Origin of the sequence: Streptomyces sp. NPDC020597, assembly GCF_044335095.1 — a bacterium.
GTDB lineage: Bacteria > Actinomycetota > Actinomycetes > Streptomycetales > Streptomycetaceae > Streptomyces.
This window is the reverse complement of the sequence record NZ_JBIRUL010000002.1, coordinates 31,992-55,705: the sequence shown is the minus strand read 5'-3', so window position 1 is coordinate 55,705 and position 23,714 is coordinate 31,992. Positions and strand designations below refer to the sequence as shown.

The following is a 23,714-nucleotide window of genomic DNA, read 5'->3' as shown; positions in this document are numbered from 1 at the left end:
AGGACACTGGAACTCTATACGAAGATTGGCATTTCTATACAGGGCCGCGTTCGACCGGGCAGCTCATGCAGCGCGGGCCTCCTCGCCCCCGGCCGAGTTCGCTGCCGGGGATCTCTATCACCTCGATCCCCTGTTTCCGCAGGTGGGTGTTGGTGGTGACGTTGCGCTCGTAGGCGATGACGACGCCTGGTTCGACGGCGAGCACGTTGCAGCCGTCGTCCCACTGCTCACGTTCGGCGGCGTGCACGTCCTGGGTGGCGGTGAGCACGCGGATCTCGCTGAGGCCGAGGGCCGCGGCGATGGCGCGGTGCATGTGCTCCGGCGGGTGGTCGGTGACCTTCAGCTCCTTCTCGCCGACGCCCGGTTCGATGGTGTAGGAGCGCAGCATGCCGAGGCCCGCGTACTGGGTGAAGGTGTCGCCGTCGACCATCGTCATGACGGTGTCCAGGTGCATGAAGGCCCGCCGCTTGGGCATGTCGAGCGCCACGATGGTCTGGGCCGAGCCGACGGCGAACAGCTTGTGGGCGAGCATCTCGACGGCCTGGGGGGTGGTGCGCTCGCTCATGCCGATCAGCACGGCGCCGTTGCCGATGACGAGGACGTCCCCGCCCTCGATGGTGGAGGGGTAGTCGGCCTGACCCTCGGACCAGACGCGGAACGTCTCGCCGCGGAACAGGGGGTGGTGCCGGTAGATGGCCTCGAAGTGGACGGTCTCGCGCTGCCGGGCCGGCCAGCGCATGGCGTTGATGGCGACGCCGTCGTAGATCCAGGCCGAGGTGTCGCGGGTGAAGAGGTGGTTGGGGAGCGGGTCGAGGAGGAAGTCGTCGAGTTCCATGACGTGGAAGCGCACGGACGTCGGTTCGGGATGCGCTTGCAGGAACTCCCGTTTGGTCATGCCGCCGACGAGGGCCTCGGCCAGCTGCGGGGCGGGGAGGTCCTCGAAGGCGGCGCGAAGGTGGTCGGTGGCGAGCACCCCGTATTCCTTCTCGTCGAAGACGCGGTCCAGGACGAGCGCGCGGGCCGCCGGGATCGCCAGGGCCTCCGTGAGCAGGTCGCCGAAGAGGTGGACGGCGACGCCGCGGTCGCGCAGCACGTCGGCGAACCCGTCGTGCTCGGCGCGCGCCCGGCGGACCCAGAGCACGTCGTCGAAGAGAAGTGCGTCCTTGTTGCTGGGTGTGAGCCTTTTGAGCTCGAGATCCGGCCGGTGCAGGATGACGCGGCGCAGGCGCCCGGCCTCGGAGTCGACATGGAATCCCATGCCTCCATCCTGACCACCGAGGACCGCCTTCACCCGCTACTGGACCGTTTCCGCGCGGGCTTGTTCCACTCCTTGTTTTCGTCCTCTTGACGACAAGGGGAGGGCGGACTATCGTTTTCTTATCGTCGCTTTGACGAGAATCGAGACCGAGGGGGGTCACTCATGGCCGACATCACCCGGCGGCTGGGCTGGCGCCATCTGCGCGGCGCTCCGACCGCGCACGTACGCCACCACCGCTCCGGCAAGCTGGCGCACGACGGGCCGGGGCTCAGCTTCTGGTACCGCGCGCTGAGCGCCGCACTCTCCGAGGTCCCGGTCGACGACCGCGAGCTGGCCATGACGTTCCACGCCCGCACCGTCGACTTCCAGGACGTGGCGGTCCAGGCCACGGTGACGTACCGGATCAGCGACCCGGCCGTGGCGGCCGCCCGTCTGGACTTCTCCATCGACCCGGACACCGGGGCGTGGCGCGGCGCGCCGCTCGAACAGCTCGGCACCCTGCTGACCGAGACGGCGCAGCAGCACGCGCTGGACGTCCTCGCCCGCACCTCTTTGTCGTCGGCGCTGGTGGACGGTGCGACAGCGGTCCGGGAGCGGGTCGCCGCGGGCCTGGCGGCGGAGCCGCGGCTGCCGGCCACCGGCATCGAGATCGTGGCCGTCCGGGTGGTGGCGCTCCGCCCGGAGCCCGAGGTGGAGCGGGCGCTGCGGACTCCGGCGCGCGAGCTGATCCAGCAGGAGGCCGACCGGGCGACGTACGAGCGGCGGGCGGTGGCCGTCGAGCGGGAGCGGACGATCGCCGAGAACGAGCTGGCCAGCAAGATCGAGCTGGCCCGCCGCGAGGAGCAGCTGGTCGAGCAGCGCGGCACGAACACCCGTCGTGAGGCGGAGGAGAGCGCGGCCGCCGACAAGGTCCGGGCCGAGGCCGAGGCGACGCGGACCGTGCGGCTCGCGGAGGCGGAGGCCGCCCGGTCGGTGAAGCTCGCGGAGGCGGAGGCGGCGAAGCAGATCCAGCTGGCGGACGCCGAAGGGCTGCGCACCGAGCGGCTGGCGCAGGCGGAGGCGGTGCGCCTGGCCCGGCTCTCCGAGGCGGAGGCGGCGCGCTCGGTGCGGCTCGCCCGCGCCGAGGCGGAGGCGGCACGCGAGGTCGGCGAGGCGCGCGCCCAGGCGCAGGCCGCGTGGCTGCGGGTGCACGGGGACGTCGACGTGGCGACGCTGCACGCCCTCACCGGGACGCGGCTCGCGGAGAACCTGCCGCACATCGACAGCGTGACGATCTCGCCGGACGTGCTCACGGGGCTGCTCGCCAAGCTGGGAGCAGCCCGGTGAGTCTCGCCCCGCGGGCCGTGCTGGTCCATCGCACCACGGAGTACGAGGAGTTGACGGCCCGGCACGGCACGCACGGCCAGGCCGCGTTCTTCCTCTCCTCGCGGGGCCGGGACATCGAGGAGGTCGCCGAACGGCATCGGCGCACCCGGCGGGCGCTGGCTGAGGTGACGGCCGCCATTCCTCTGACATGGCGTCAGACACGGGTCGAGCGGGGCGACTTGGACCGTTTTCTGTTCGCGCCGGAGGACGTGGTGGTCGTGGTCGGCCAGGACGGCCTGGTGGCGAACGTCGCCAAGTACCTGACGGGGCAACCGGTGGTGGGCATCGACAGCGACCCCGGCCGCAACCCGGGCGTCCTGGTGCGGCACCGGCCGCAGGACGCCGCGTCGCTCCTGCGGTCGGTGGCGGCTGCGGGCGCCGGCACGGACGAGCTGACCATGGTCGAGGCGGTCGCAGACGACACCCAGCGGCTGCTGGCGCTCAATGAGATCTACCTGGGCGCCGCCGGTCATCAGACCGCCCGATACCGCCTGGGCCTCGACGGCGACGGGGGTGCCGTCGAGGCCCAGGCCTCCTCCGGGGTGCTGGTGGGCACGGGTACCGGGGCGACCGGCTGGCTCCGTTCCGTGTGGCAGGAGCGGGGCGGGGCCGGGGGCGAGGGTCGCCTGCGGCTGCCGGGGCCGACGGAGGACCGGCTGGTGTGGTTCGTCCGGGAGGCCTGGCCGTCGCCGGCGACCGGAACGTCCCTGGTCGCGGGAGAGCTCGCGGCCGACGGCCGGCTGACGCTGACGGTCGAGTCGGAGCGCCTCATCGCCTTCGGCGACGGCATCGAGAGCGACGCGCTGGAACTGACGTGGGGACAGCGGGTGCGGGTGGGGGTGTGCGGGGAGCGGCTGCGGCTGGCGGGGTGACCGGGCGTCGGCGTTCCGGGGCCGGTGGCCCGGCCGACCGGAGTGGGCGATCCACCGCGCGGCTCGGGCGGGGCACGCTCACGGCCCGCCCCGACGCCGCCACCGCAACCCCACGCGGTGCGTCGCGGGACGGTCCGGACCGTCCGGACGGGCGGGACGGGCGGGACGGGCGGGACGGGCCGTACGGGTTGAACCAGCCGGACGGGTTGAACCCGGTCGGACGGGCTGCCCGGTCGAAAAGGTCGGGCCTAGGCTGCCCCAGCCGGACGAGGCGAACCGGGGCTGCCCCGGTCCACCGGGTCGGACCCGGTGGACCGGGGCGGGGGCGGGCGAAGTGGGCTACGAGCTCACAGTCGGGGGTCCACAGGTTCCGACTCCAGGGCGAGGACTCCGAAGACCGCCTCGTGGACGCGCCACAGGGGCTCGCCCTCCGCCATCCGGGAGAGGGCCTCCAGGCCGAGGGCGTACTCGCGGATCGCCAGCGACCGCTTGTGGTTGAGGAAGCGGCCGCGCAGGCGGGCGAGGTTGTCGGGGCGGGTGTACTCCGGGCCGTAGATGATCCGGAGGTACTCGCGGCCCCGGCACTTGATGCCGGGCTGCACCAGACGGCCCTCCCCGTCCCGGCACAGGGCGCCCAGCGGTTTGACGACCATGCCCTCGCCGCCGCGTCCGGTCATCTCCAGCCACCAGTCGACGCCGGCCCGGACCGACTCGGGGTCGGCGGTGTCGACGTAGAGGCGGCGGGTGGTGCGGAGCAGGCCCGTGGTGTCGTGCTCCACCAGCCGGTCGAGGAGCGACAGCTGTTCGTCGTGCGGCAGGGCGGCGAGGCTGCGGCCCTGGACGGCGAGGATCTGGAACGGGGCGAGGCGCACGCCGTCGAGGCCGTCCGTCGTCCAGCAGTAGCGCCGGTAGGCCTCGGTGAACGCCGCCGCGTCCGAGGCGCGTTCACGTTGGCGGGCGAGGAGGTCCGCGACGTCGACGCCCCGGGCGGCGGCGCCGTCCAGCGCGGCGAGCGCACCCGGGAAGACCGCGCCGGACGCGGCGCCCACGGCCGCGTACTGCGAGCGCAGCAGGCCGGACGCCTTCAGCGACCACGGCATCAGCTCGGCGTCCAGCAGCAGCCAGTCGGTGTCCAGCTCGGTCCAGAGGCCGGCCGCGTCCACCGCCGTCCGTATCCGGCCGAGGACCTGCTCGGTGACCTTCGCGTCGTCGAAGAACGGGCGCCCGGTGCGGGTGTAGAGAGACCCGGTCGGGCCCTGGCCGCCGCCGACGGTTCCGAAACGTTTGCGGGCCGTTTCCTCGTCCCGGCAGACCAGGGCCACCGCGCGCGAGCCCATGTGCTTCTCCTCGCACACGACCCGCGCGACGCCGTCGCTTGCGTACTGTGCGAACGCTTCCGCCGGGTGCTCCAAGTAGCCGTCCACCCGGCTGGTGGCAGTGGGGGCCATGGTCGGCGGGAGGTAGGGCAGCAGGCGCGGGTCGACGGCGAACCGGCTCATCACCTCGAGGGCCGCGGCGGCGTTCTCCTCCCGGATCGATATGCGGCGCTGGCCGTCGTAACGGGTTTCGACGATGCGTCGGCCGTGGACGTCCGCCAGGTCCAGGGGACGGCCGTCGTGGCCGCCCGGAGCCTCGGACCTCAGCGGCTTCACCGGCTCGTACCAGACCTGCTCCGCCGGGACGTCGACGAGCTCGCGCTCCGGCCAGCGCAGCGCGGTCAGCTTGCCGCCGAAGACGGCGCCGGTGTCCAGGCAGATGGTGTTGTTCAGCCAGGTGGCCTCGGGCACGGGCGTGTGCCCGTACACCACGGCCGCGCGGCCCCGGTAGTCCTCGGCCCACGGGTAGCGCACCGGCAGGCCGAACTCGTCGGTCTCGCCGGTCGTTTCGCCGTAGAGCGCGTGCGAGCGGACGCGCCCGGAGGTACGGCCGTGGTACTTCTCCGGCAGACCCGCGTGGCAGACCACCAGCCGGCCGCCGTCGAGGACGTAGTGGCTGACCAGTTTGTCGATGAACTCCCGTACCTCGGCGCGGAACTCGTCGCTCTCGCCGTCCATCTGCTCGATGGTCTCGGCGAGTCCGTGGGTGTGCTGGACGTTGCGGCCCTTGAGGAACCGGCCGTACTTGTTCTCGTGGTTGCCGGGGACGCACAGGGCGTTGCCCGACTTGACCATGGACATCACACGGCGCAGCACGGCCGGGCTGTCCGGGCCCCGGTCGACGAGGTCGCCGACGAACACGGCCTGCCGGCCCTCCGGGTGGACGCCGTCGGCGTACCCCAGCTTGCCGAGCAGCGACTCCAGTTCGCAGGCGCAGCCGTGGATGTCGCCGATGATGTCGAAAGGCCCGGTGAGGTGGGTCAGGTCGTTGAAGCGCTTCTCGGTGACGACGGTGGCGTTCTCGACGTCCTCGACGCCCCGCAGGATGTGCACCTTGCGGAAGCCTTCGCGCTCCAGGCCGCGCAGGGAGCGCCGGAGTTCACGGATGTGGCGCTGGATGACGCGGCGCGGCATGTCGGCGCGGTCGGTGCGGGCGGCGTTGCGTGCGGCGCACACCTCTTCCGGCACGTCCAGCACGACGGCGATGGGCAGTACGTCGTACTGCCGTGCCAGGTCGACGAGTTGGCGTCGGGACTCGGGCTGCACGCTGGTCGCGTCGACGACCGTGCGGCGGCCGGACGCGAGCCGTTTGCCTGCGATGTAGTGCAGGACGTCGAAGGCGTCCCGGGTGGCGCTCTGGTCGTTCTCGTCGTCGGAGACGAGGCCCCGGCAGAAGTCGGAGGAGATGATCTCGGTGGGCTTGAAGTGGCGGCGGGCGAAGGTGGACTTGCCGGCCCCGGACGCGCCGACGAGCACGACGAGGGAGAGGTCGGTGACGGGCAGCGTACGGCCCTGCTTCGGGGGAGCCTCGGTGTCGGTCATGCTGCCTTCGCCTCCTTCTTCTCGTCGCCGGAGCCGGAGCCGGCGCCGGCGGTGCTCATCTCGAAAACGGCCATCTGGGTGGGCGGGCCGACCTCCGGGTCGTCCGGTCCGACGGGGGTGAACCGGACGTCGTACCCGTGGCGCTCGGCGACCTGGGACGCCCAGCCGCGAAACTCCTCGCGGGTCCACTCGAAGCGGTGGTCGCCGTGCCGGACGTGACCGGCAGGGAGGCTCTCCCAGCGCACGTTGTACTCGACGTTCGGGGTGGTCACGAGGACCGTGCGCGGGCGGGCCGAGCCGAACACCGCGTACTCCAGGGCGGGCAGCCGGGGCAGGTCGAGGTGTTCGATCACCTCGCTGAGGACGGCGGCGTCGTAGCCCTTGAGACGGGTGTCGGTGTACGCGAGGGAGCCCTGCAGGAGCCGCACGCGCGAGGCCTGCCGCTCTCCCATGCGGTCGAGTTTCAGCCGGCGGGAGGCGATGGTGAGCGCGCGCATCGACACGTCGACGCCGACGATCTCGGTGAACCGCGGGTCCTTGAGCAGCGCCTGCACCAGCTGGCCCTGGCCGCAGCCGAGGTCGAGGACCCGGGCGGCGCCCGCCTCGGTCAGCGCGGCGACGATCGCGTCGCGGCGCTGCACGGCCAGCGGGGTCGGCCTGTCCTCCGTCTCGGCCTCCGCGCCGACCGCGTTGTCGATCTCGTCGACCTCGCTGTCGTCGGCCTCGGCGAGCCGGACCAGTTCCAGCCGCTCCATCGCCTGCCGGGTCAGCGACCAGCGGCGGGAGAGATACCGGCTGGTGATCAGTTTCTGCTCGGGGTGGTCGGGCAGCCAGCCCTCGCCGGCGCGCAGCAGTTTGTCGACCTCGTCGGAGGACACCCAGTAGTGCTTGGCGTCGTCGAGGACGGGCAGCAGGACGTACAGGTGGCGCAGGGCCTCGGCGAGGGTCAGGCTCTGCGACTCCATGACCAGGCTCACGTACCGGGAGTCCCCCCACTGCGGGAACTCCGTGTCGAGGGGGACCGGTTCGGCGCTCACGGTCCAGCCGAGCGGTTCGAACAGGGCGCGAACCAGGCCGGGGCCGCCGCGAGCGGGCAGCGCGGGCACCTCGATACGCAACTGCCTCTTCTGCGACGGGAGTTCCGGTTTTGCCGCGCAGACGCCGCGCATCGCGCTGGAGAACACGCCGCTGAGCGCCACCGCGAGCAGAGAGGAGGCCGCGTAGGGGCGGTCGTTGACGTACTGGGCGAGAGCCGCGTCCGGGGCGCCGCCGCGGCCCTTGCCCTTGCCGCGCCGGACGAGCGCCACGGCGTCGACCTCCAGCAGCAGCGCCGCGGTGCAGCGCTCGGCGTCGGCCTGTGGGTAGAAGACATGGGCCGTGCCGTAGGAGGTCCCGAACGCCTGCGTTTTCTCGGGGTGCTTGTGCAGCAGGAAGCCCAGGTCGGTGGCGGGGCGTTCGGGGACGCCGGTGGTGCTGATCGTCAGGAACACGGTGGATGCCTCGGAAGAGTGCGGATGGGGTGCGGGGGCGCTTGTCGCATGCTCACGCGCCCTCCAACCTATCGACATCCCCTCGTCGGCACGCGGGAATTTCGGCGCCGCCCGGCGGCCGTCGGCCCTGGTCAGCCCGGTCAGCCGTGGTCACCTCGGAGACGGAAGCGGATCGGGACGCGGGCCCGGCGGGGGACGGTCACCGGGGACGGTCCGTACCCCGCCGACCGCCGCCCACCGGCCGACCGCCCACCGGCCGACCGCCCACCGCCGACCACCGACCGCCCACCACCGACCGCCCACCGCCGACCACCGGCGTCCCGGGCCTGGGCTCAGGCGGGGTCCTACGGCAGCTGCGTCTGCACCTGGGCGGAGATCAGTTCCAGGTGGTCCAGGTCGTGCAGGTCCAGGACCTGGAGGTACATCCGCCGGGAACCGGCCTCGGCGAAGCGGCCGATCCTGTCGACGACCTCGGCCGGGGAGCCGGCCAGCCCGTTGGCGCGGAGCTCGTCGACCTCGCGGCCGATCGCGGCGGCCCGCCGGGCGAGCTCCTGCTCGTCCCTGCCGACGCAGACGACGAGGGCGTTGGACAGGGTGATCGTGTCCGCGTCGCGTCCGATCTCCTCGGCGGCCGCCCGCACCCGGCCGAACTGCCGCTCGCTGTCCTCGACCGTGCCGAACGGCATGTTGAACTCGTCGGCGAACCGGGCGGCGAGCCGCGGGGTGCGGGTCGCGCCGTTGCCGCCGATCAGCACGGGGACCTTCGCCTGTGCGGGCTTGGGCAGTGCGGGCGAACCGGTGAGCTCGTAGTACGTCCCGTGGAAGTCGAAGGTCTTGCCGGGCTCGGTGGCCCACAGGCCCGTGACGATCTCCAGCTGCTCCTCCAGCCGGCCGATCTTCTCCTTCGGGAAGGGGATGCCGTACGCCGTGTGCTCCTCCTCGAACCAGCCGGCGCCCAGGCCCAGTTCGATGCGTCCGCCGGACATCTGGTCCACCTGCGCCACCTGGATGGCGAGCACGCCGGGCAGCCGGAAGGTGCCGGCGGTCATCAGGGTGCCGAGGCGGATGCGCTTCGTCTCCCGGGCGAGACCGGCGAGGGTGATCCAGGCGTCCGTGGGGCCCGGGAGACCGCTCACGTCGCCCATCTTCAGATAGTGGTCGGACCGGAAGAAGGCGTCGAACCCAAGGTCCTCGGTGGCTTTCGCCACCGTGAGGAGGGTGTCGTAGGTCGCCCCCTGCTGGGGCTCGGTGAAGATGCGGAGATCCATGTCCCCATCCTGCACGCCGGCCGGCCCGTCGACGCCATCGGCCCGTCGACCCCGCCGGTCCGGCCGCCGCCGATTCGCGCCGGCCGCCGCCGATTCGGGAAGGTCGAGAATCGTCTGCGGTCTGCGGCGTGCGTGGCCTGTGACCGGCCGGGGCCGAGGACGCGGGTCGAGGACGCGGGCCGAGGACGCGGGTCGAGCCGTCCCGGCGATGTGCTCTCACCGCTCCGGTAAGGCGGCCTCCCGCTCCTCGCGCTCCTCTCGCGCCGTCAGCTTGCGCAGCATCTCCAGGACCCGGTCCCTGGACTCGTCCGCCGCGTCGATGGCCTCCATGCACTTCCAGTACGTGCCCTGGTCGTCCGCCGAGCTCGCCAGGCCGACCAGGGCGATGCCGACCTCGCCGAGCAGGCCGGCCAGATCGAGCAGCGCCTGGCGGGCGTCCTCCAGCTCGGTCAGCCGGGCGGCGAGCAGGTCACCCGGATCGAGGTCCGGAGCGCCCAGCACACCGCAGCCCCGGCCGGCCAGCTCGGTCAGGCCCAGCGCCTCGCCGCGCAGTTCGGGCGGACCCGAGACGGCGAGGCGACTGCCGATCGCCTGCGCCAGGGCCTGCGCCTGCCACACCTGCGTGAGGATCTCCGCACCTTCGCCGCTGCCCGCCAGCTCGCGTCTGCTCGTCAGGATGAGCCGCACCGCGTCCATACGCCGCCCCGTCTGTCCCCGACGTGCTGGATCGCACGTCCGCCCGAACACCCTTGTCCACTACCCAGAGTGAGGGTGCAAGGGGCGAAAAGCCAGAGGATGACGGAAATCTGTGGACAACAAATCGATTTCGATCCGCCGTTCGACTGCGGAGAGTGAAAGCGGATTGGGGAGCTCCGCTGACGTCCCCACGCCGCCGAGGAACCGCGCCGAGGAACTGCGTCGACGGACCGCGTCGACGGACCGCGCGGCCGGGCGGAGCGGCCGGGCGGAGCGGCGCTAAGGAGCGGGAAATCTGCGCTCGTTGCGGTCGATCTTCGCGTCCAGCGCCGCCAGCGGGTCGATGCCGAGCACCTCGCACAGTTGCAGCAGATAGGCGAGCACGTCGGCGACCTCGTCCGTCACCCGGTGGGCGGTGTCCGGGTCGTCCATCACGCGGGCCGACTCCTCCGGCGTCAGCCACTGGAAGATCTCGACGAGTTCCGACGCCTCCACGCTGAGGGCGGCGACGAGGTTCTTGGGCGTGTGGAAGGGCTGCCAGTTCCGCACGGCCGCGAACTCGGCCAGTCTGCGCTGCAGTTTCGCCACATCCAGGTGTCGTTCTGTCACGGACCCAGGTCTACCACTGTCACCCCGTCCGTACGGGCGGCCCAGGAGCCGTCGCCGACCGCGCCGACGCAGCGGATGTGCCCGCGTTCGGCCATCCGCACCGCCAGGCGCAGCAGTTCGGCGCGCTGCCGGACGTCGAGGCCGCGGTCCAGGCCGTCGGCGAGCAGGGTGAGGGTCTGCGTCGCGGCCGGAACCTCGCCGGCCGGGTCCACGTCGAGGACGCCCGGCCCGGTGAGCAGCACCAGGGCGAGGGCGAGGTAGCGCAGTTCGCCGTATCCCAGCCGGGCGAGTTCCGTGCGCCCGCCGCCGGCGCGGTCGAGCACCGCGCGGACCGTGCCGTCGGGCAGCGGTTCGGCACGCAGGTCCACCACCGGCCCCGCGGGTCCTGCGGATCCGGCGGACAGCGCGGCCACCAGCGCCGCGTGCCGCCGCCCGCACTCCTCGCGGGTGCGCCACAGGACGTCGGCGAGGTTGTCGCAGCCGGTCAGCAGGCGGCCGGAGCCGGTGGGGACGGGGACGCCCATCCAGTCGGGCTGCGGGTCGCAGGCGAAGACCGACCGCAGGGCGACCACCATCTGCTCGGCGGCGGCGAGCACCTGCCGCTGGCCCTCGGTCCTGCCCGCCACCCGCAGCGGCAGCAGCGCGGTGCCGAGCCGGTCGTCGGGCAGCGGGGCGCGCGTCACCGGCGCGGAGCCGCCGGTGTGCCAGGCGGCCTGCACGGTGCGCCGTCCGGGATCGCGCAGCGCCGTCTCCAGCAGCACGACGCCGCCCGCGCTCAGCCGCTCGCCCACGATGCGCAGCTCCGGCTCGGCCTGCACGGCGACGTCGAGCCTGACCGGCCCCGCGGGGCCGTCGGCCGTGCAGCCGATGCGGAACCCCCGACGGCGCTGGGCGTCCGGCCGCGCCCCCTGCGGTACGCACGCGGCCGGATCGGGGAACACCGCGGCCAGCCGCGCCCCTCCCCCGAGCCGCGCCAGCGCCTCGTACGCCCGCAGCGCGGTGCTCTTGCCGCTGCCGCTGGCGCCGGTGAACAAGGTGACGGCCCCCAGCTGGAACCGTGCGCGCCGATGTCCGGCGAAGGCGGAGAGCCGCAGTTCGGTGACGCAGGACCGTGGGTACCGCGCGGGTGCGGGGGTGGTCTCGACGGGCTCGGACGCCGGGCGGGCGCGCGGCGGTGCGAGCCCGCCGACGGTCGCCGTCCGCACGCCGCCGCACGGCGCGGCCTGCTGCTCCGCCCCGCAGTGGGCCTGTGCCTGCGCGGGCACGGTGGGGGGCGCGTCCCCGGTCGGCGCCCTGTCGGGCGCGGCGTGCGGCCGGGGCGCGGTGTGCGGCGCGGGCGCGGTGTGCGGCGCGGGCGCGGTGTGCGGCGCGGGCGCGGTGTGCGGCGCGGGCGCGGTGTGCGGCCGGGGGGCGGAGGAGGGAAGCGAGGAGGGCATGTCCGGACGGTAGGACTCCGCCGTCAGCCGAACCGTTACGCCCGAACGAGCTTCCCACCATCGAGCGACGTGCCCCGCGCTCTCAGACCCCCGGGGCGCCCGCCCCCTCCATGATCCCGCCGACCTCGGTGCCCGGCGGGGTGAGCAGGAAGACGTTGCGGTCGACCCGATGCATGCCGCTGGCCAGGCCGAAGACGACCCCCGTGGAGAAGTCCAGCACCCGTTTGGCGGTGTCGGTCTCCGCTCCGGTCAGGTCGAGCAGCACCGGGATGCCCGCCATCAGCGTCTCGGCGACCTCGCGGGCGTCCGCGAAGACGTTGACCCGCAGGACGACGAAGCGGCGCCGGGTCTCCGTCTCGGCGTCCGGGAGCGAGCGGTGGTCCACCGCCGAGGGCCACGCGTCCCGGCCGCGCAGCGGAACGACCTGTGCGAGCCCTTCCCACTGTTCATCGGTGACGTCGTAACGGTTCACCGGCACCCCCAGAACTGACTCGCCTTCAATGCGTGCACCAGTCAATTCTTACGCCAAGTCACCCGTTCGGCCCAACAGCGACACGGACCGCCACCGCACCGGTCCGCTCACGGGCCCCGTCCGCCCCGCCTCGCCGGGTCCGGCTCTCGTCAGGCCGGCCTGCGGGTGAAGCGGAGGGTGGCGGTGACGGCGGCCGTTCCGCGGATCATGCCCAGCTGGTTCCAGCCCAGGCCGAACTCGGCGCGGTCCACGGCGAACTCCGTGTCCAGGGTGACGGCGTCGGCGTCCGCTCCGCTCACGCGCGCGGTGACGGACTGGGGCCGGCTGATGCCGCGCACGGTGAGCTGACCGGTCACCTCGGCCGTCCCGTCGGCGCCGAGTTCGGCGGAACGCACCACGAAGGTGATCTCGGGGTGGTTGTCGGCGTCGAAGAAGTCGGCGCCGCGCAGATGGGCGTCCCGCTTGGCGTTCTTCGTGTCGAGGGACGCCGCCTTCAGGGTCAGGGCGCCGGTGGCGGTGCCGTCGGCCGCCACCTCGCCCCCGCCGTCGACGGCGGTGAACACGCCCTTGACGGTGACCAGGCCCCACATCGTCCGGTGCGCGAGGGCGACGGTGGAGGCGCCCGCGTCGAGCTGCCACAGTCCGGTTTCCACGGCGACGGTCATGGCGGTACTCCTTGGTGGTCCAAATTTGGATGACGTGCCGACCACGCTAGCCGGTAATCCAAATCTGAACAACAAAGTCGTGCAAATTTGGACCACGGATACACTGGGCCCCATGGCAGAACCCGCTGAGCACCCCGCCGACCTGCCCGCCTGCCCGTCCGCGCAGGGCTCCGGCGGTGGTCTGCTGCCTCCCGAACTGCGCGGGTGGATGCTGCTGCTGGCGGCGACGGGAGCGGTGGAGCAACGGCTGCGTTCCGTGGTCAAGGACCGGCTGGACGTCTCGCACGACGAGTTCCTGGTCCTGTGCCTGCTGGCCGAGCAGCCCGGACAGGGCCTGCGCATGACCCGTGTCGCCGAGCTGCTCGGACGCCCCAAGACCCGGCTGACGTACCAGATCGCCTGCCTGCAGCACGCCGGCCTCGTCACCCGTCAGTCGGTCTGCGGCGACAGGCGGGGGGTCGAGGTGGCCCTCACCGACAAGGCCCGCCGGCTGCTGCAGGAAGCCTCCGGGACGCTCGCCGAGACGGTCACCGCGGCGCTGGACCAGGTCATGGGCCCCGAGCAGTGCGCCGCCCTGAGCGGTCTGCTGCCCGACGCCGGAGCCGGGGTCGAAGCACCTGGCGAAGCGCACGCCGCAGCACACGCCAGGGCGGACACCGGGGCCGCTGCCCGGGCCGGCGCGGATCCGGACCCGACGCCCTGCGACTGACGACCCCACCCACGCGGAGCGCCCTCGAACACGCCCCCGTCGCCCGGTCGATCGCCGGCGGTTTCCCAGCCCGTGAAGCAAGCCGGTCACCCCCCTTGGCGCCTCCGCCTTCCCGGGACGACATAAGTGAAGTGAATTGCCTTTGGCATATTCCAAACGCAAGTCCGGAGAGATTCGCCGCCCGTCGGCCGTCGGCCCGTAGGACGGAAGGCCCATACGGGTTTCGCCCCCGTCGGGGAAGGCGTCGCAGTCCGTTCGTGATCAATTGATCTGCGGTCGCGGCGTCCGGTCGATCGCCCGCCACCTCGGACACCCGCGGCGGCACGCCGAGTTGTGCGAACGCCGTGCGAACGCGCTGCGGGCGCCTCCGAACCCCGGCGCGGGGAAACCCCGTTGCGGCGCGCCGCCCGCCGACGCGCGGAAGCCGCAGCCAAGGGCCGGACGAGCTGCTGCAACGCGCGTCGGCCACAACGAACCCGTGGGCGGTCACCCGCCGACTGATCAGCCCCAAACCTTAAACACAAATTACGCACATCCTCTCTTCATACCGGCTCTTCATGGTCTAGATTGACCTTGCTTCGGCCGTTCGAACACGAGGCGACCCGTAATGATCTATTGGTCTGGCACTGCGCGAGGCCGGTGAGCGGTCCTCGACGCCGGACGTGGGGGTGATCAATTCTTCGGGCCCTGGAGGAGCTTGGATGCGGGGAGCATCCGAGGTCTTCGCCGGGTCGCCGCGCACCTCGAAGGACGTGCAGGACGCATGCGTCCATTTGCCGCCGGGGTGGGTGTTCACGTAGCGCTGGAAATCCGGGAAGTCATGCGCGGGAGGCGGGGGCCTGCCGCGGGAGGAACAGCGCGACACGGGGGGCGGGGGCCTCCCGAGGGGAGGGACAGTACGGGGGGCGGGGGCCTCCCGGGGGGAGGGATCAGTGTTAGGCGAACACGTCGAACCACTGGGGAACCTGGGGGGTTCTGTGCGGCAAGGCGAGCTAGTCAGCCCGTTTCCGTCGGCACGCGGGCGTCTGGAGAACGACACGGTCAGCCGGCCCGCGCTCGACTGGGAACAACGGTACAGACGTACCGTGATCATCAGCGACACCGTGACAACCGCCTTCGTGGTGGCGGGCATCGGCAACTTCTTCGGGGCCCGGGACGCGGCCAACTGGCATGAGAAATGGGGCATTCTCGCGTTCGGCACCGAACTGCTGGTGCTGGGGGCGCTGGCGGTCAGCCGGTCGTGGGCGCCGGCCGTGCTCGGCCAGGGCGCCGAGGAGTTCCGCCGGCTCGGACGCTCGCTGTTCGCGGCGACCGTCGTCCTGGCACTCGGCGGGATCGCGCTCACCTCGCGCAACATCAAGCTCTGGATCTTCGTCGCGATTCCCGCGATCGCGCTCGTCACCATGACCGCGCGCTATGTGCTGCGGCTCTCGCTGCACAAACAGCGCAAGGAAGGCCTGTGCCTGCGCCCGGTGCTCGCCGCCGGCAGCCCGGCCACCGTGCACGACCTGATCACCCGCACCCGCAAGTTCCCGCACCTCGGCTGGCGGGTCGACGCGGTGTGCACGACGGACGGTCCCGGGGTCGACGGCGACCTGCTGGACGGAGTGCCGGTGGTGGGCACGCTGGGGGACGTCGCCAAGCACGTCCACGGGGACGGCTACCGCGTCGTCGCCGTCACCCCGGATCCGCACTGGTCGCCGCATCGGCTGCAGCGGCTGGCCTGGAACCTCGAGGGCACCGAGGCCGAGATGGTCGTGGCCCCCGTGCTGATGGAGGTGGCCGGCCCGCGGCTGCACATCGACGCGGTGCTCGGGATACCGCTGCTCCGGGTCAGCATGCCGACCTTCACCGGAGGGCGCAGGGCGGTCAAGGGCGTCGTCGACCGGATGGGCGCGGCGGTCCTGCTGGTCCTGTTCGCACCGCTGATGGCGGTCGTCGGGCTGCTGGTGCTGACGGACAGCCGGGGCGGGGTGTTCTACCGGCAGCGCAGAGTCGGCAAGGACGGCGGCGAGTTCACGATTCTCAAGTTCCGCACCATGGTCGCCGACGCCGACCGGGCGCGTGCCCAGCTGGCCGATCTCAACGAGGGCGCCGGGCCGTTGTTCAAGCTCCGCCGGGATCCGCGGGTGACCCGGGTGGGAGCGGTGCTGCGCCGGTACTCGATCGACGAACTCCCGCAGCTGTTCAACGTGCTCACCGGATCGATGTCGCTGGTCGGTCCGCGGCCTCCGCTGCCGGAGGAGTCGGCCGCGTACGGCCCGGACATCCGGCGGCGGTTGCTGGTCAAGCCCGGGCTCACCGGTCTGTGGCAGATCAGCGGGCGCAGCGACCTGTCGTGGGAGGAGGCGGTACGGCTGGACCTGCGGTACGTGGAGGACTGGTCGCTCGCCCTGGACACGGTGATCTTGTGGAAGACGCTGCGTGCGGTGCTCTACGGCCAGGGGGCCTACTGATGCGCGGGGGGCCGGGACCCAGCGGTCCCGCCGACGTGCGGACCGCAGGCCGCGAGGGCCTGCGCGGGGGGAGGAACGGGTCATGAAGGTCAGCGTTTTCGGGCTCGGCTACGTGGGCTGCGTGTCGGCCGCGTGCCTTGCCAGCATGGGCCACGAGGTCATCGGGGTCGACGTCAACCAGGTGAAGGTCGACCTGGTCAACGACGGCAAGGCCCCGGTGGTCGAGGAGCGGATCGGCGAGCTCATCGCCGACGTGGTGCGGACCGGGGCGCTGCGCGCCACCCGCGACGTCCGCGAGGCGATCATGGACAGCGAGATCTCGCTGGTCTGCGTGGGCACGCCGTCGGAGCCCAACGGCAGCCTGTGCACGACGTACTTGGAGCGGGTCACCGAGGAGATCGGCGCGGCCCTGGCCGAGCGGGGCGGGCGGCACACGGTGGTGTTCCGCAGCACCATGCTGCCGGGCACCTGCCTGAACCTGCTGGTGCCGATCCTGGAGAAGTACGTCGGCGGCACGGCGGGGGTGGACGTCGGGGTCGCGGTCAACCCCGAGTTCCTGCGCGAGGGCACGAGCGTGCGGGACTTCTTCGACCCGCCGAAGACCGTCATCGGCGAGCTCGACGCGGCGAGCGGCGACGCGGTGGCGGCGCTGTACGAGGACCTGCCGGGCGAGGTGTTCCGGGTGCCCGTCCCGACGGCCGAGGCCATCAAGTACGCGGACAACGCGTTCCACGGACTGAAGATCGGCTTCGCGAACGAGCTGGGCGCGGTGTGCCAGGCGCTCGGGGTGGACTCGCACCAGGTGATGGACGTCTTCCTGGCGGACCGCAAGCTGAACATCAGCCCCGCCTATCTGCGGCCCGGCTTCGCGTTCGGCGGCTCGTGCCTGCCCAAGGACCTGCGCAGCCTGGTCCACGCCGCGCAGCGGGCCGACGTCTCGGTGCCCATCCTGTCCCATGTGCTGCCGTCCAACGCCGACCATCTGCAGCGCGCGGTGGAGCTGGTCGAGCGCACCGGAAAACGCCGGGCGGGCCTGTTCGGGCTGTCCTTCAAGCCCGGCACCGACGACCTCCGCGAGAGTCCGCTCGTCGAGCTGGCGGAGCGGCTCTTCGGCAAGGGGTACGACCTGAAGATCTACGACGCCAACGTGAGCCTGTCCCGGCTGCTCGGCGCGAACCGCGAGTACATCGAGACCCGGCTGCCGCACCTCGCGCAACTGCTCGCGGACTCCGTCGAGGAGGTGCTCGAGCACGCCGAGGTGTGTCTGGTCGGGACGAAGGATCCGGCCGTGCTGGCGGCGCTGCCGCACGGCGACGCCCCGGTGATCATCGATCTCGTCCACCTTCCCGACGCGGACGCGCGCCGGGCCGAACAGGGGTACGTGGGCCTTGCGTGGTGATGCGGGAAGCGGCGACCGGCCGGGCCGACGCGCGCTGATCCTGGTGGAGAACCTGTCGGTGCCGTTCGACCGGCGGGTGTGGCAGGAGTGCACGACGCTGCGCGACGCGGGCTGGACGGTGCACGTCATCTGTCCGCAGGGCAGCAAGCGGGACACGGAGGCGGAGGCCGTCATCGACGGGGTGCGGATCCACCGCTACCCGCTGCGGGCGGCGACCGGGGGGCCGGCCGGCTACCTGCGGGAGTACGGATCGGCGCTGTGGCACACGGTCCGGCTCGCCCGCAGGGTCGGCCCGGTCGACGTGGTCCACGCCTGCAACCCGCCGGACCTGCTGTTCCTGCCGGCCCTGTGGCTGAAGCGGCGCGGGGCGCGGTTCGTCTTCGACCAGCACGACCTGGTGCCCGAGCTGTACCTCTCACGGTTCGGCCGGGGCAAGGACCTGCTCTACCGCGCCGTGTGCGCGCTGGAGCGGCGGACGTACCGGGCCGCCGACGTCGTGCTCGCCACGAACGAGAGCTACCGGGACGTCGCGGTGCGCCGCGGCGGCAAGCGGCCGGCGGACGTCTTCGTGGTGCGCAGCGCGCCCGACGTCGAGCGGTTCCACCCGGTGCCGCCCGAGCCGGAGTTGAAGCGCGGCAAGCCTCATCTGCTCTGCTACCTCGGCGTGATGGGCCCGCAGGACGGGGTCGACTACGCCCTGCGGGCGCTGGCGAAGCTGCGCGACGAGGTCGGGCGGACCGACTGGCACGCGGTGTTCGTGGGCGGCGGCGACACGTTCGACGCGATGGTGGAGCTCGCCGGACGGCTCGGGCTCTCGGACCAGGTGCAGTTCACCGGGCGCATCCCGGACGCCGACCTGGTGCGCTACCTGTCCACCGCGGACGTGTGCCTCTCCCCCGACCCGAACAATCCGCTCAACGACGTGTCGACCATGAACAAGGTCCTCGAGTACATGGTGATGGGCCGGCCTGTGGTCTCGTTCGACCTCCGGGAGGCGCGGGTGTCCGCCGGCGAGGCCGCCGTGTACGCGGCCGCCGACGACGAGGGCGAGTTCGCCCGGCTCGTCGCCCTGCTGCTGGACGACCCGGAGAAGCGGGCCCTGATGGGCAAGATCGGCCAGGAACGGATCGGCGGTCCGCTGTCCTGGCGGAACTCCCAGCGATCGCTGCTCGCCGCCTACGAGGCCGCCTGCGGTGACCGGGCTGCGGTGACGGCGCGCGACCCTGACGAGGCAGGGGAAGGCCGCACCTTTGAGCGATGACACGATACGCCTGGTCACCATCGGGCGGATTGTCCGCCGGCGCTGGCGGCTGCTCACCGTGTTCGCCCTGCTGGGCGCGCTCGTCGGGTACGGCGCGTCGCTGCTGTTCCCGCCGCGCTACACGACCTCGACGTCGGTGCTGCTGCCGGGGACGTGGGAGGAGCGCGAGCTGCTGACGCAGACGGAGGTGGCGACCAGTTCGGTGGTGGTCGACCGCGCGGCCGCGACGCTCGGCTGGACCGGCGTGAGCGGCGGCGACCTGCGGGAGCAGGTCGCCGCCAAGGCCACCGACGGGAACATCATCAAGATCTCCGGCACGGCCGACACCCCGGAGCGCGCGCAGCGGCTCTCCGACCAGGTGGCGAAGGAGTTCGTCTCCTACGCCACCCGGATCGCGAGCGAGACCGCCGACCCGGGGGCGGCGGAGGAGCTCGCCGCGCTCCAGCAGTCGGTGGAGGACACCAGCCGCCGTATCAGCAAGCTCGCCGACGCGACCGACCCGGGAGAGACGGTCGAGAGCGTGCAGACCCGCACGGAGCTGGAGAAGCTTCGCACCGCGCTGCGGGAGGCCATCAGCACCATCAAGCAGGCGGACCCGGTGGACGACGAGGCGAAGAACATGGTCGTCATGGGGTCGGCGGCCCGGCCGACCGGCGAGGCGCCGCCGACGAGGACGCAGCTCGTCGGCGGCGGGGCGCTGCTGTTCCTCCTTTTCGCGGTCATCGGTCATCTCGCCGCCGGACGGATGAGCCGTCGGCTGCGCGGCGAGTCCGAGATCACCGCGGCGCTGGGCTCGGCGCTGCTGGGCACCGTCGACGTGGCCGTCGACCGGCCCACGCACCGGCCCGGGGGCCGTGGCCCGCGGTCGTGGTTGCGCCGGCTGCTGGGCCTCGACGTCCGGTGGGACATTCCGGCGCCGCAGATGTCCGGCGACGAGGCCAGCAGGCAGATCCGCTACCGGCGGGTGTGCTCGCGGCTGCGGGACCGGCTGCCGGCCCCGCAGCGGCTGCTGGTCGTCTTCCCCGAGGGTGACGAGATCGCCCGCCGGGCGGCGGGGCAGCTCGTCGCCGTGGCCGGGACCGATCCCCTGCTGCGGGCGGTGCCGGTGCCGGTGTCCCGGCCGATGGTGCCGGACCGCGAACGCGAGTCGGGGGCCCTGGTCGTGCTCAGCGCCGGCAGCTGGACCGCGGCGGAGCTCGCCGGCATCTCCGAGGCGTGTGCGGACGCCAAGCACGCGGTCGTCGGCGTGGTCCTCGCCGGTCCGGTCCGGGCGGCGCGTCCGGCCGACCGCCCGCGGCGCACCGCCGTACCCGCGGGTGCGGGCCTCGAGGGCGAACGGGACGACGCGACAGGAGTCACAGGGTGACGACGAGTACGGCCGCGGAGTCGTCGGCCGCCGCTCCGCTGCTGGATCTGCAGGCGCTGGTGGCGGCGGTGCGCCGGCGGCGCCGCCTGTGGTGCTCCCTCGCCCTGCTGGGGCTGCTGGCCGGCGCGACGGTGGCGTTCCTGCTGCCGCCGCCGCCGACCGCGGTGACCAAGGTGCTGGTCGCGCACGAGGAGGACCAGCCGAACGACCCCGGAACGCTGATCCGCACCGACGTCGCGCTGCTGCAGACCACCCGGATCGCCGAGCAGGCCCTGAAGGCGCTGCGGTCCGGGGAGAAGCCCGAGGACTTCATGCAGGACTACAGCGGCATGGGCATCACCAACAACATGCTGCAGATCACCGTGACCGGTGACAGCGACGCGGAGGCGGTGGCCCGTGCCGGGGCGCTGGCCGACGCGTTCGTCGCGGACCACGTGCGGCGGATACAGGAGGCCTCGAAGGCCGAGGCCAAGGCCCTGCTCGACCAGCGTGACGAACTGAAGAAGCAGCTGTCCCAGGTCAACAGGACGATCGGGGACGGGACGGAGGCGCGCGGTCCGGGGGCGTCGGCGGACCTGGAGTCCCTGTACGCCCGCCGGGCCGAACTCACCTCGCAGATCACCGACTTCAGTCAGCGCGCCGGGGAGGCGAGCATCGGCACGCCCCGGCTCGTCGCCGGCACGCAGATCGTGGACGCGCCGTACGCGGTGCGGCACTCGCTGCCCAGGACCGCCGCCACGGACGCCGCGATCGGGCTGTTCCTCGGGCTGTTCCTCGGGCTCGCGCTCGCCGCGGTCGGCGCGGTGGTGGCGGACCGTCCCGTGCTGCGCCGGGAGATCGCCACGAACCTCGGCGCCTCGGTCATCGCGGAGCTGCCGCACCGGCCGGGCGGGCGGTGGCGGAGCCGCCGGGTCCGGGCGTCGCGCGAACGGCTCACGACGTCCCTGGCCCGTGCCGTGCGCGGTGGCGGGGAGCCGGTGTCGCTGCTGGAACTGGGCTGCGCGCGCAACACGAGCGCGATCGCCCTGGACCTCGCGGGGGCGCTGGCGGCGGAGGGCCCGGTGGTCGTCGTCGACGGTCTGCCGGGCCGGCAGCTCGCCGATCGCCGCCCGAAGCCGGGGGACCCGGCCGTGGTCACCGGCGAGCGTGCCGCGGCCGAGTCGCCGCCGGGGCGCAGGATCGGCGTCGGCTCGGTGGCGCCCGGCACGGCGTGGACCGACCTGCAGTACCTCGGCACGCGGGCCGTGCTCGTCGTGCGGGCCGGGCACGGCAGCGCCGCATGGCTGCACACGGTGGCCCGGCAGCTCGCGGACCAGCGCATCGGGGTGATCGGCGTGGTGCTGATCGACCCCGACCCGCGGGACCGGACCGACGGCACGCTGTGGGACGGGCCGCCCGGCACGCCGCGCGACCGCAGCGAGCGGCCGGTGCGGCACAAGGGCACGGTCCCGCGGCGGGCGGAGCGGCAGCCGATGTGGGCGGCACGGGTGCCGGACAGCGACCAGGAGGCTCAGTAGCACATGTGTGGCATCGCAGGAACGTACCGATGGCCGGACGGAAAGGTCGTGACCGACCGGCTCACCGACACCCTCGCGCACCGCGGTCCGGACGGGGCGGGCCGCTACAGCCACGCCGTCGGCGACGGCGAGGTGCACCTCGGGCACCGCCGGCTGGCGATCATCGACCTGTCCGAGACCGGCGCCCAGCCGATGGTCTCGGACGGCCTGGTGCTGACGTACAACGGCGAGCTGTACAACGCGCCCGAGCTGCGCGCCGAGCTGACGGCGGCCGGGGTGCGCTTCCGGGGGACGTCCGACACCGAGGTGCTGCTGGAGGCCTGGCGGCGCTGGGGCACGGACTGTCTGCCCCGGCTGCGCGGCATGTTCGCGTTCGGGGTCTTCGACGAGCGCACCGGTGAGCTGGTCCTCGCCCGCGACCAGCTCGGCATCAAGCCGCTGTTCCTGCTCCGGCGGGGCGAGGGCCTGGTGTTCGCCTCCGAGCTCAAGGCGCTCGCCGCCGTGACGGGCGGATCGCTCGAGGTGGACCACGCGGCGCTGGTGGCCTCGCTGCTGTACTACTGGGTGCCGGACTCGCGGTGCGCGTTCCGCGAGGCGGAGAAGCTGCCGCCGGGGAGCTGGCTGAGGTGCCGGCCCGACGGCCGGGTGGAGCGCGGCCGGTACTGGCGTCTGAAGGACGTCGCCGCCGAGGGGCAGGAGCGTGCGCGCAGCGGCGAACAGCCGGATCTGGCGGCCGTCGTCGAGGAGTCGACCCGGCGCCATCTGATCTCCGACGTGCCGGTGGCGACGTTCCTGTCCGGGGGGCTCGACTCCAGCTACCTGACCGCGCTGGCGGCCCGTGACCGGCCCGGGATCTCCGCGTACACGATCGGGTTCCGCGCCGAGGACGCCCGGTTCGAGGCGATGCCGGACGACCTGCGCTACGCCCGGCAGGTGGCCGGGCGGTACGGGGTCGACCTGCACGAGATCGAGATCGCCCCGAACGTGCTCGACCTGCTGCCGCAGATGACGTACCACCTGGACGAGCCGATCGGCGACCCGGCCGCGATCAACACGTTCCTGATCTGTTCGGCCGCCCGGGAGGCCGGGGTCAAGGTGATGCTCTCGGGGATGGGCGCCGACGAGCTGTTCGCCGGTTACCGCAAGCACCTGGCCAACCTGATCGCGCTGCGTTACCAGCGCGTCCCGCGTCCGCTGCGGCGGGGCCTGTCCGCGGCCGTGGACCGGCTGCCGGTCGCCACGGCCCGGCGCGGGTACCGGTCGGTGCGTTTCGCGAAGCGGTTCCTGTCCTTCGCCGACCTGCCGGAGGAGACCGCGTTCCGGCGCAGCTACACCATGTACGACCGTGGCGAGTTGCTGGACCTGATCGATCCGGACCTGGCCGGGACGGTCGACGACGTGCTGACCGAGCACGCGGACGTCTACCGGGACAACGACCTCGACGATTTCGTCAACCGCATGTGCCTGGGCGACGCCCGCATGTTCCTGCCGGGCCTGAACCTCGCCTACACCGACCGGTCGAGCATGGCCGCGTCGATGGAGGTGCGGGTGCCGTACGTGGACGTCGAGGTGGTCAGGGCGGCGTTCGCCGTGCCCGGTGCGCGCAAGATCGTCGGACGGCAGGGCAAGGCGGTCCTGAAGGAGGCGGCCGTCTCGGTCCTGCCCCGGGAGATCGTCTACCGGCCCAAGGGTCTGTTCAGCGCACCGCTGCGGGCCTGGATGAGCCGGGATCTGGCGCCGCTGGTGCGCGAGGTGGTGAACGACGGCGAGCTGGTGCGTTCCGGGATCCTGCGCCGCGACGCGCTGGCGCGCATGGTCGCCGAGGACGCCGCCGGGCAGCGGGACTTCTCCAAGCATCTGTGGCATGTGCTGACCCTCGAGCACTGGTATCGCGGCGCGACCTCCGGGTCCGGCCGGACCTCCCTTTGACGACGGCGTAGAGACAAGAGGACTTCGG

Annotated in this window: 18 protein-coding genes; 9 read left to right on the top strand and 9 right to left on the bottom strand. The window is 72.7% G+C overall.

Annotated elements, in window-relative coordinates; all coding sequences use genetic code 11:
- Positions 1 to 34: 34 nt before the first annotated feature.
- Complete coding sequence (locus ACH4ZA_RS03985; RefSeq protein WP_398427877.1) at positions 35 to 1,258, bottom strand: arginine deiminase; 1,224 nt, start codon at positions 1,256 to 1,258, stop codon at positions 35 to 37.
- A 162-nt stretch (positions 1,259 to 1,420) separates the two neighbouring features.
- Here ACH4ZA_RS03985 and ACH4ZA_RS03980 point away from each other — a divergent pair, with 162 nt between their 5' ends.
- Together ACH4ZA_RS03980 and ACH4ZA_RS03975 are read left to right on the top strand one after the other, a co-directional pair.
- Positions 1,421 to 2,584, top strand: a complete 1,164-nt coding sequence (locus tag ACH4ZA_RS03980) for an SPFH domain-containing protein (protein WP_398427875.1) — start codon at positions 1,421 to 1,423, stop codon at positions 2,582 to 2,584.
- A complete protein-coding gene (locus ACH4ZA_RS03975; RefSeq protein ID WP_398427874.1) occupies positions 2,581 to 3,495 on the top strand; it encodes a hypothetical protein in 915 nt (304 codons plus the stop codon). Before ACH4ZA_RS03980 ends, ACH4ZA_RS03975 begins: the two co-directional genes overlap by 4 nt.
- Positions 3,496 to 3,842: 347 nt before the next feature.
- On the opposite strand, the gene ACH4ZA_RS03970 is transcribed toward ACH4ZA_RS03975, so the two are convergent.
- The 8 genes from ACH4ZA_RS03970 to ACH4ZA_RS03935 all read right to left on the bottom strand — a co-directional run bounded on the left by ACH4ZA_RS03970 (position 3,843) and on the right by ACH4ZA_RS03935 (position 13,049).
- Positions 3,843 to 6,413: a polynucleotide kinase-phosphatase gene (locus tag ACH4ZA_RS03970; protein ID WP_398427873.1), complete on the bottom strand. Its 2,571-nt coding sequence runs from the start codon at positions 6,411 to 6,413 to the stop codon at positions 3,843 to 3,845.
- Entirely contained in the window at positions 6,410 to 7,903 is a 1,494-nt protein-coding gene (locus tag ACH4ZA_RS03965; protein ID WP_398427872.1) for a 3' terminal RNA ribose 2'-O-methyltransferase Hen1, read from the bottom strand. Before ACH4ZA_RS03965 ends, ACH4ZA_RS03970 begins: the two co-directional genes overlap by 4 nt.
- Positions 7,904 to 8,247: 344 nt before the next feature.
- On the bottom strand, positions 8,248 to 9,171 hold the full coding sequence (locus tag ACH4ZA_RS03960; protein ID WP_398427871.1) for an LLM class F420-dependent oxidoreductase: 924 nt from the start codon (positions 9,169 to 9,171) through the stop codon (positions 8,248 to 8,250).
- Between the two features lie 216 nt (positions 9,172 to 9,387).
- The gene (locus ACH4ZA_RS03955; RefSeq protein WP_398427870.1) at positions 9,388 to 9,867 is read right to left on the bottom strand and encodes a DUF6099 family protein; all 480 of its coding nucleotides are present in this window, start codon (positions 9,865 to 9,867) and stop codon (positions 9,388 to 9,390) included.
- 279 nt (positions 9,868 to 10,146) lie between these two features.
- On the bottom strand, positions 10,147 to 10,476 hold the full coding sequence (locus tag ACH4ZA_RS03950) for a nucleotide pyrophosphohydrolase (protein ID WP_398427868.1): 330 nt from the start codon (positions 10,474 to 10,476) through the stop codon (positions 10,147 to 10,149).
- Positions 10,473 to 11,912 carry an ATP-binding protein gene (locus tag ACH4ZA_RS03945; protein WP_398427867.1) on the bottom strand — a complete coding sequence of 480 codons (1,440 nt, stop codon included), beginning with the start codon at positions 11,910 to 11,912 and terminating at the stop codon, positions 10,473 to 10,475. Before ACH4ZA_RS03945 ends, ACH4ZA_RS03950 begins: the two co-directional genes overlap by 4 nt.
- An 82-nt stretch (positions 11,913 to 11,994) precedes the next feature.
- On the bottom strand, positions 11,995 to 12,384 hold the full coding sequence (locus tag ACH4ZA_RS03940) for a cell division protein SepF (protein WP_057575626.1): 390 nt from the start codon (positions 12,382 to 12,384) through the stop codon (positions 11,995 to 11,997).
- A gap of 149 nt (positions 12,385 to 12,533) precedes the next feature.
- Positions 12,534 to 13,049, bottom strand: a complete 516-nt coding sequence (locus ACH4ZA_RS03935) for a YceI family protein (RefSeq protein WP_319281611.1) — start codon at positions 13,047 to 13,049, stop codon at positions 12,534 to 12,536.
- 112 nt (positions 13,050 to 13,161) lie between these two features.
- Here ACH4ZA_RS03935 and ACH4ZA_RS03930 point away from each other — a divergent pair, with 112 nt between their 5' ends.
- The 7 genes from ACH4ZA_RS03930 to asnB all read left to right on the top strand — a co-directional run bounded on the left by ACH4ZA_RS03930 (position 13,162) and on the right by asnB (position 23,686).
- Positions 13,162 to 13,758 carry a MarR family transcriptional regulator gene (locus tag ACH4ZA_RS03930; RefSeq protein WP_319281609.1) on the top strand — a complete coding sequence of 199 codons (597 nt, stop codon included), beginning with the start codon at positions 13,162 to 13,164 and terminating at the stop codon, positions 13,756 to 13,758.
- Positions 13,759 to 14,735: 977 nt separating this feature from the next.
- Positions 14,736 to 16,214: a sugar transferase gene (locus ACH4ZA_RS03925; protein ID WP_398427865.1), complete on the top strand. Its 1,479-nt coding sequence runs from the start codon at positions 14,736 to 14,738 to the stop codon at positions 16,212 to 16,214.
- Between the two features lie 82 nt (positions 16,215 to 16,296).
- On the top strand, positions 16,297 to 17,613 hold the full coding sequence (locus ACH4ZA_RS03920; RefSeq protein WP_319281605.1) for a nucleotide sugar dehydrogenase: 1,317 nt from the start codon (positions 16,297 to 16,299) through the stop codon (positions 17,611 to 17,613).
- Positions 17,603 to 18,874 carry a glycosyltransferase family 4 protein gene (locus ACH4ZA_RS03915; RefSeq protein WP_398427863.1) on the top strand — a complete coding sequence of 424 codons (1,272 nt, stop codon included), beginning with the start codon at positions 17,603 to 17,605 and terminating at the stop codon, positions 18,872 to 18,874. Before ACH4ZA_RS03920 ends, ACH4ZA_RS03915 begins: the two co-directional genes overlap by 11 nt.
- Positions 18,864 to 20,240: a Wzz/FepE/Etk N-terminal domain-containing protein gene (locus ACH4ZA_RS03910; protein WP_319281601.1), complete on the top strand. Its 1,377-nt coding sequence runs from the start codon at positions 18,864 to 18,866 to the stop codon at positions 20,238 to 20,240. Before ACH4ZA_RS03915 ends, ACH4ZA_RS03910 begins: the two co-directional genes overlap by 11 nt.
- Positions 20,237 to 21,757 carry a Wzz/FepE/Etk N-terminal domain-containing protein gene (locus tag ACH4ZA_RS03905; protein WP_398427862.1) on the top strand — a complete coding sequence of 507 codons (1,521 nt, stop codon included), beginning with the start codon at positions 20,237 to 20,239 and terminating at the stop codon, positions 21,755 to 21,757. The genes ACH4ZA_RS03910 and ACH4ZA_RS03905 overlap by 4 nt, the downstream gene beginning before the upstream one ends.
- A 3-nt stretch (positions 21,758 to 21,760) precedes the next feature.
- Complete coding sequence (gene asnB / locus ACH4ZA_RS03900) at positions 21,761 to 23,686, top strand: asparagine synthase (glutamine-hydrolyzing) (RefSeq protein WP_319281597.1); 1,926 nt, start codon at positions 21,761 to 21,763, stop codon at positions 23,684 to 23,686.
- Positions 23,687 to 23,714 lie beyond the last annotated feature (28 nt).

What these genes read in the sequence shown, in the direction of transcription:
- ACH4ZA_RS03930 (WP_319281609.1), top strand. Translation starts at nt 13,162, where the DNA reads ATGGCAGAACCCGCTGAGCACCCCGCCGACCTGCCCGCCTGCCCGTCC.
- ACH4ZA_RS03970 (WP_398427873.1), bottom strand. Translation starts at nt 6,413, where the DNA reads ATGACCGACACCGAGGCTCCCCCGAAGCAGGGCCGTACGCTGCCCGTC.
- ACH4ZA_RS03935 (WP_319281611.1), bottom strand. Translation starts at nt 13,049, where the DNA reads ATGACCGTCGCCGTGGAAACCGGACTGTGGCAGCTCGACGCGGGCGCC.
- ACH4ZA_RS03980 (WP_398427875.1), top strand. Translation starts at nt 1,421, where the DNA reads ATGGCCGACATCACCCGGCGGCTGGGCTGGCGCCATCTGCGCGGCGCT.
- ACH4ZA_RS03960 (WP_398427871.1), bottom strand. Translation starts at nt 9,171, where the DNA reads ATGGATCTCCGCATCTTCACCGAGCCCCAGCAGGGGGCGACCTACGAC.
- ACH4ZA_RS03920 (WP_319281605.1), top strand. Translation starts at nt 16,297, where the DNA reads ATGAAGGTCAGCGTTTTCGGGCTCGGCTACGTGGGCTGCGTGTCGGCC.
- asnB (WP_319281597.1), top strand. Translation starts at nt 21,761, where the DNA reads ATGTGTGGCATCGCAGGAACGTACCGATGGCCGGACGGAAAGGTCGTG.
- ACH4ZA_RS03985 (WP_398427877.1), bottom strand. Translation starts at nt 1,258, where the DNA reads ATGGGATTCCATGTCGACTCCGAGGCCGGGCGCCTGCGCCGCGTCATC.
- ACH4ZA_RS03955 (WP_398427870.1), bottom strand. Translation starts at nt 9,867, where the DNA reads ATGGACGCGGTGCGGCTCATCCTGACGAGCAGACGCGAGCTGGCGGGC.
- ACH4ZA_RS03945 (WP_398427867.1), bottom strand. Translation starts at nt 11,912, where the DNA reads ATGCCCTCCTCGCTTCCCTCCTCCGCCCCCCGGCCGCACACCGCGCCC.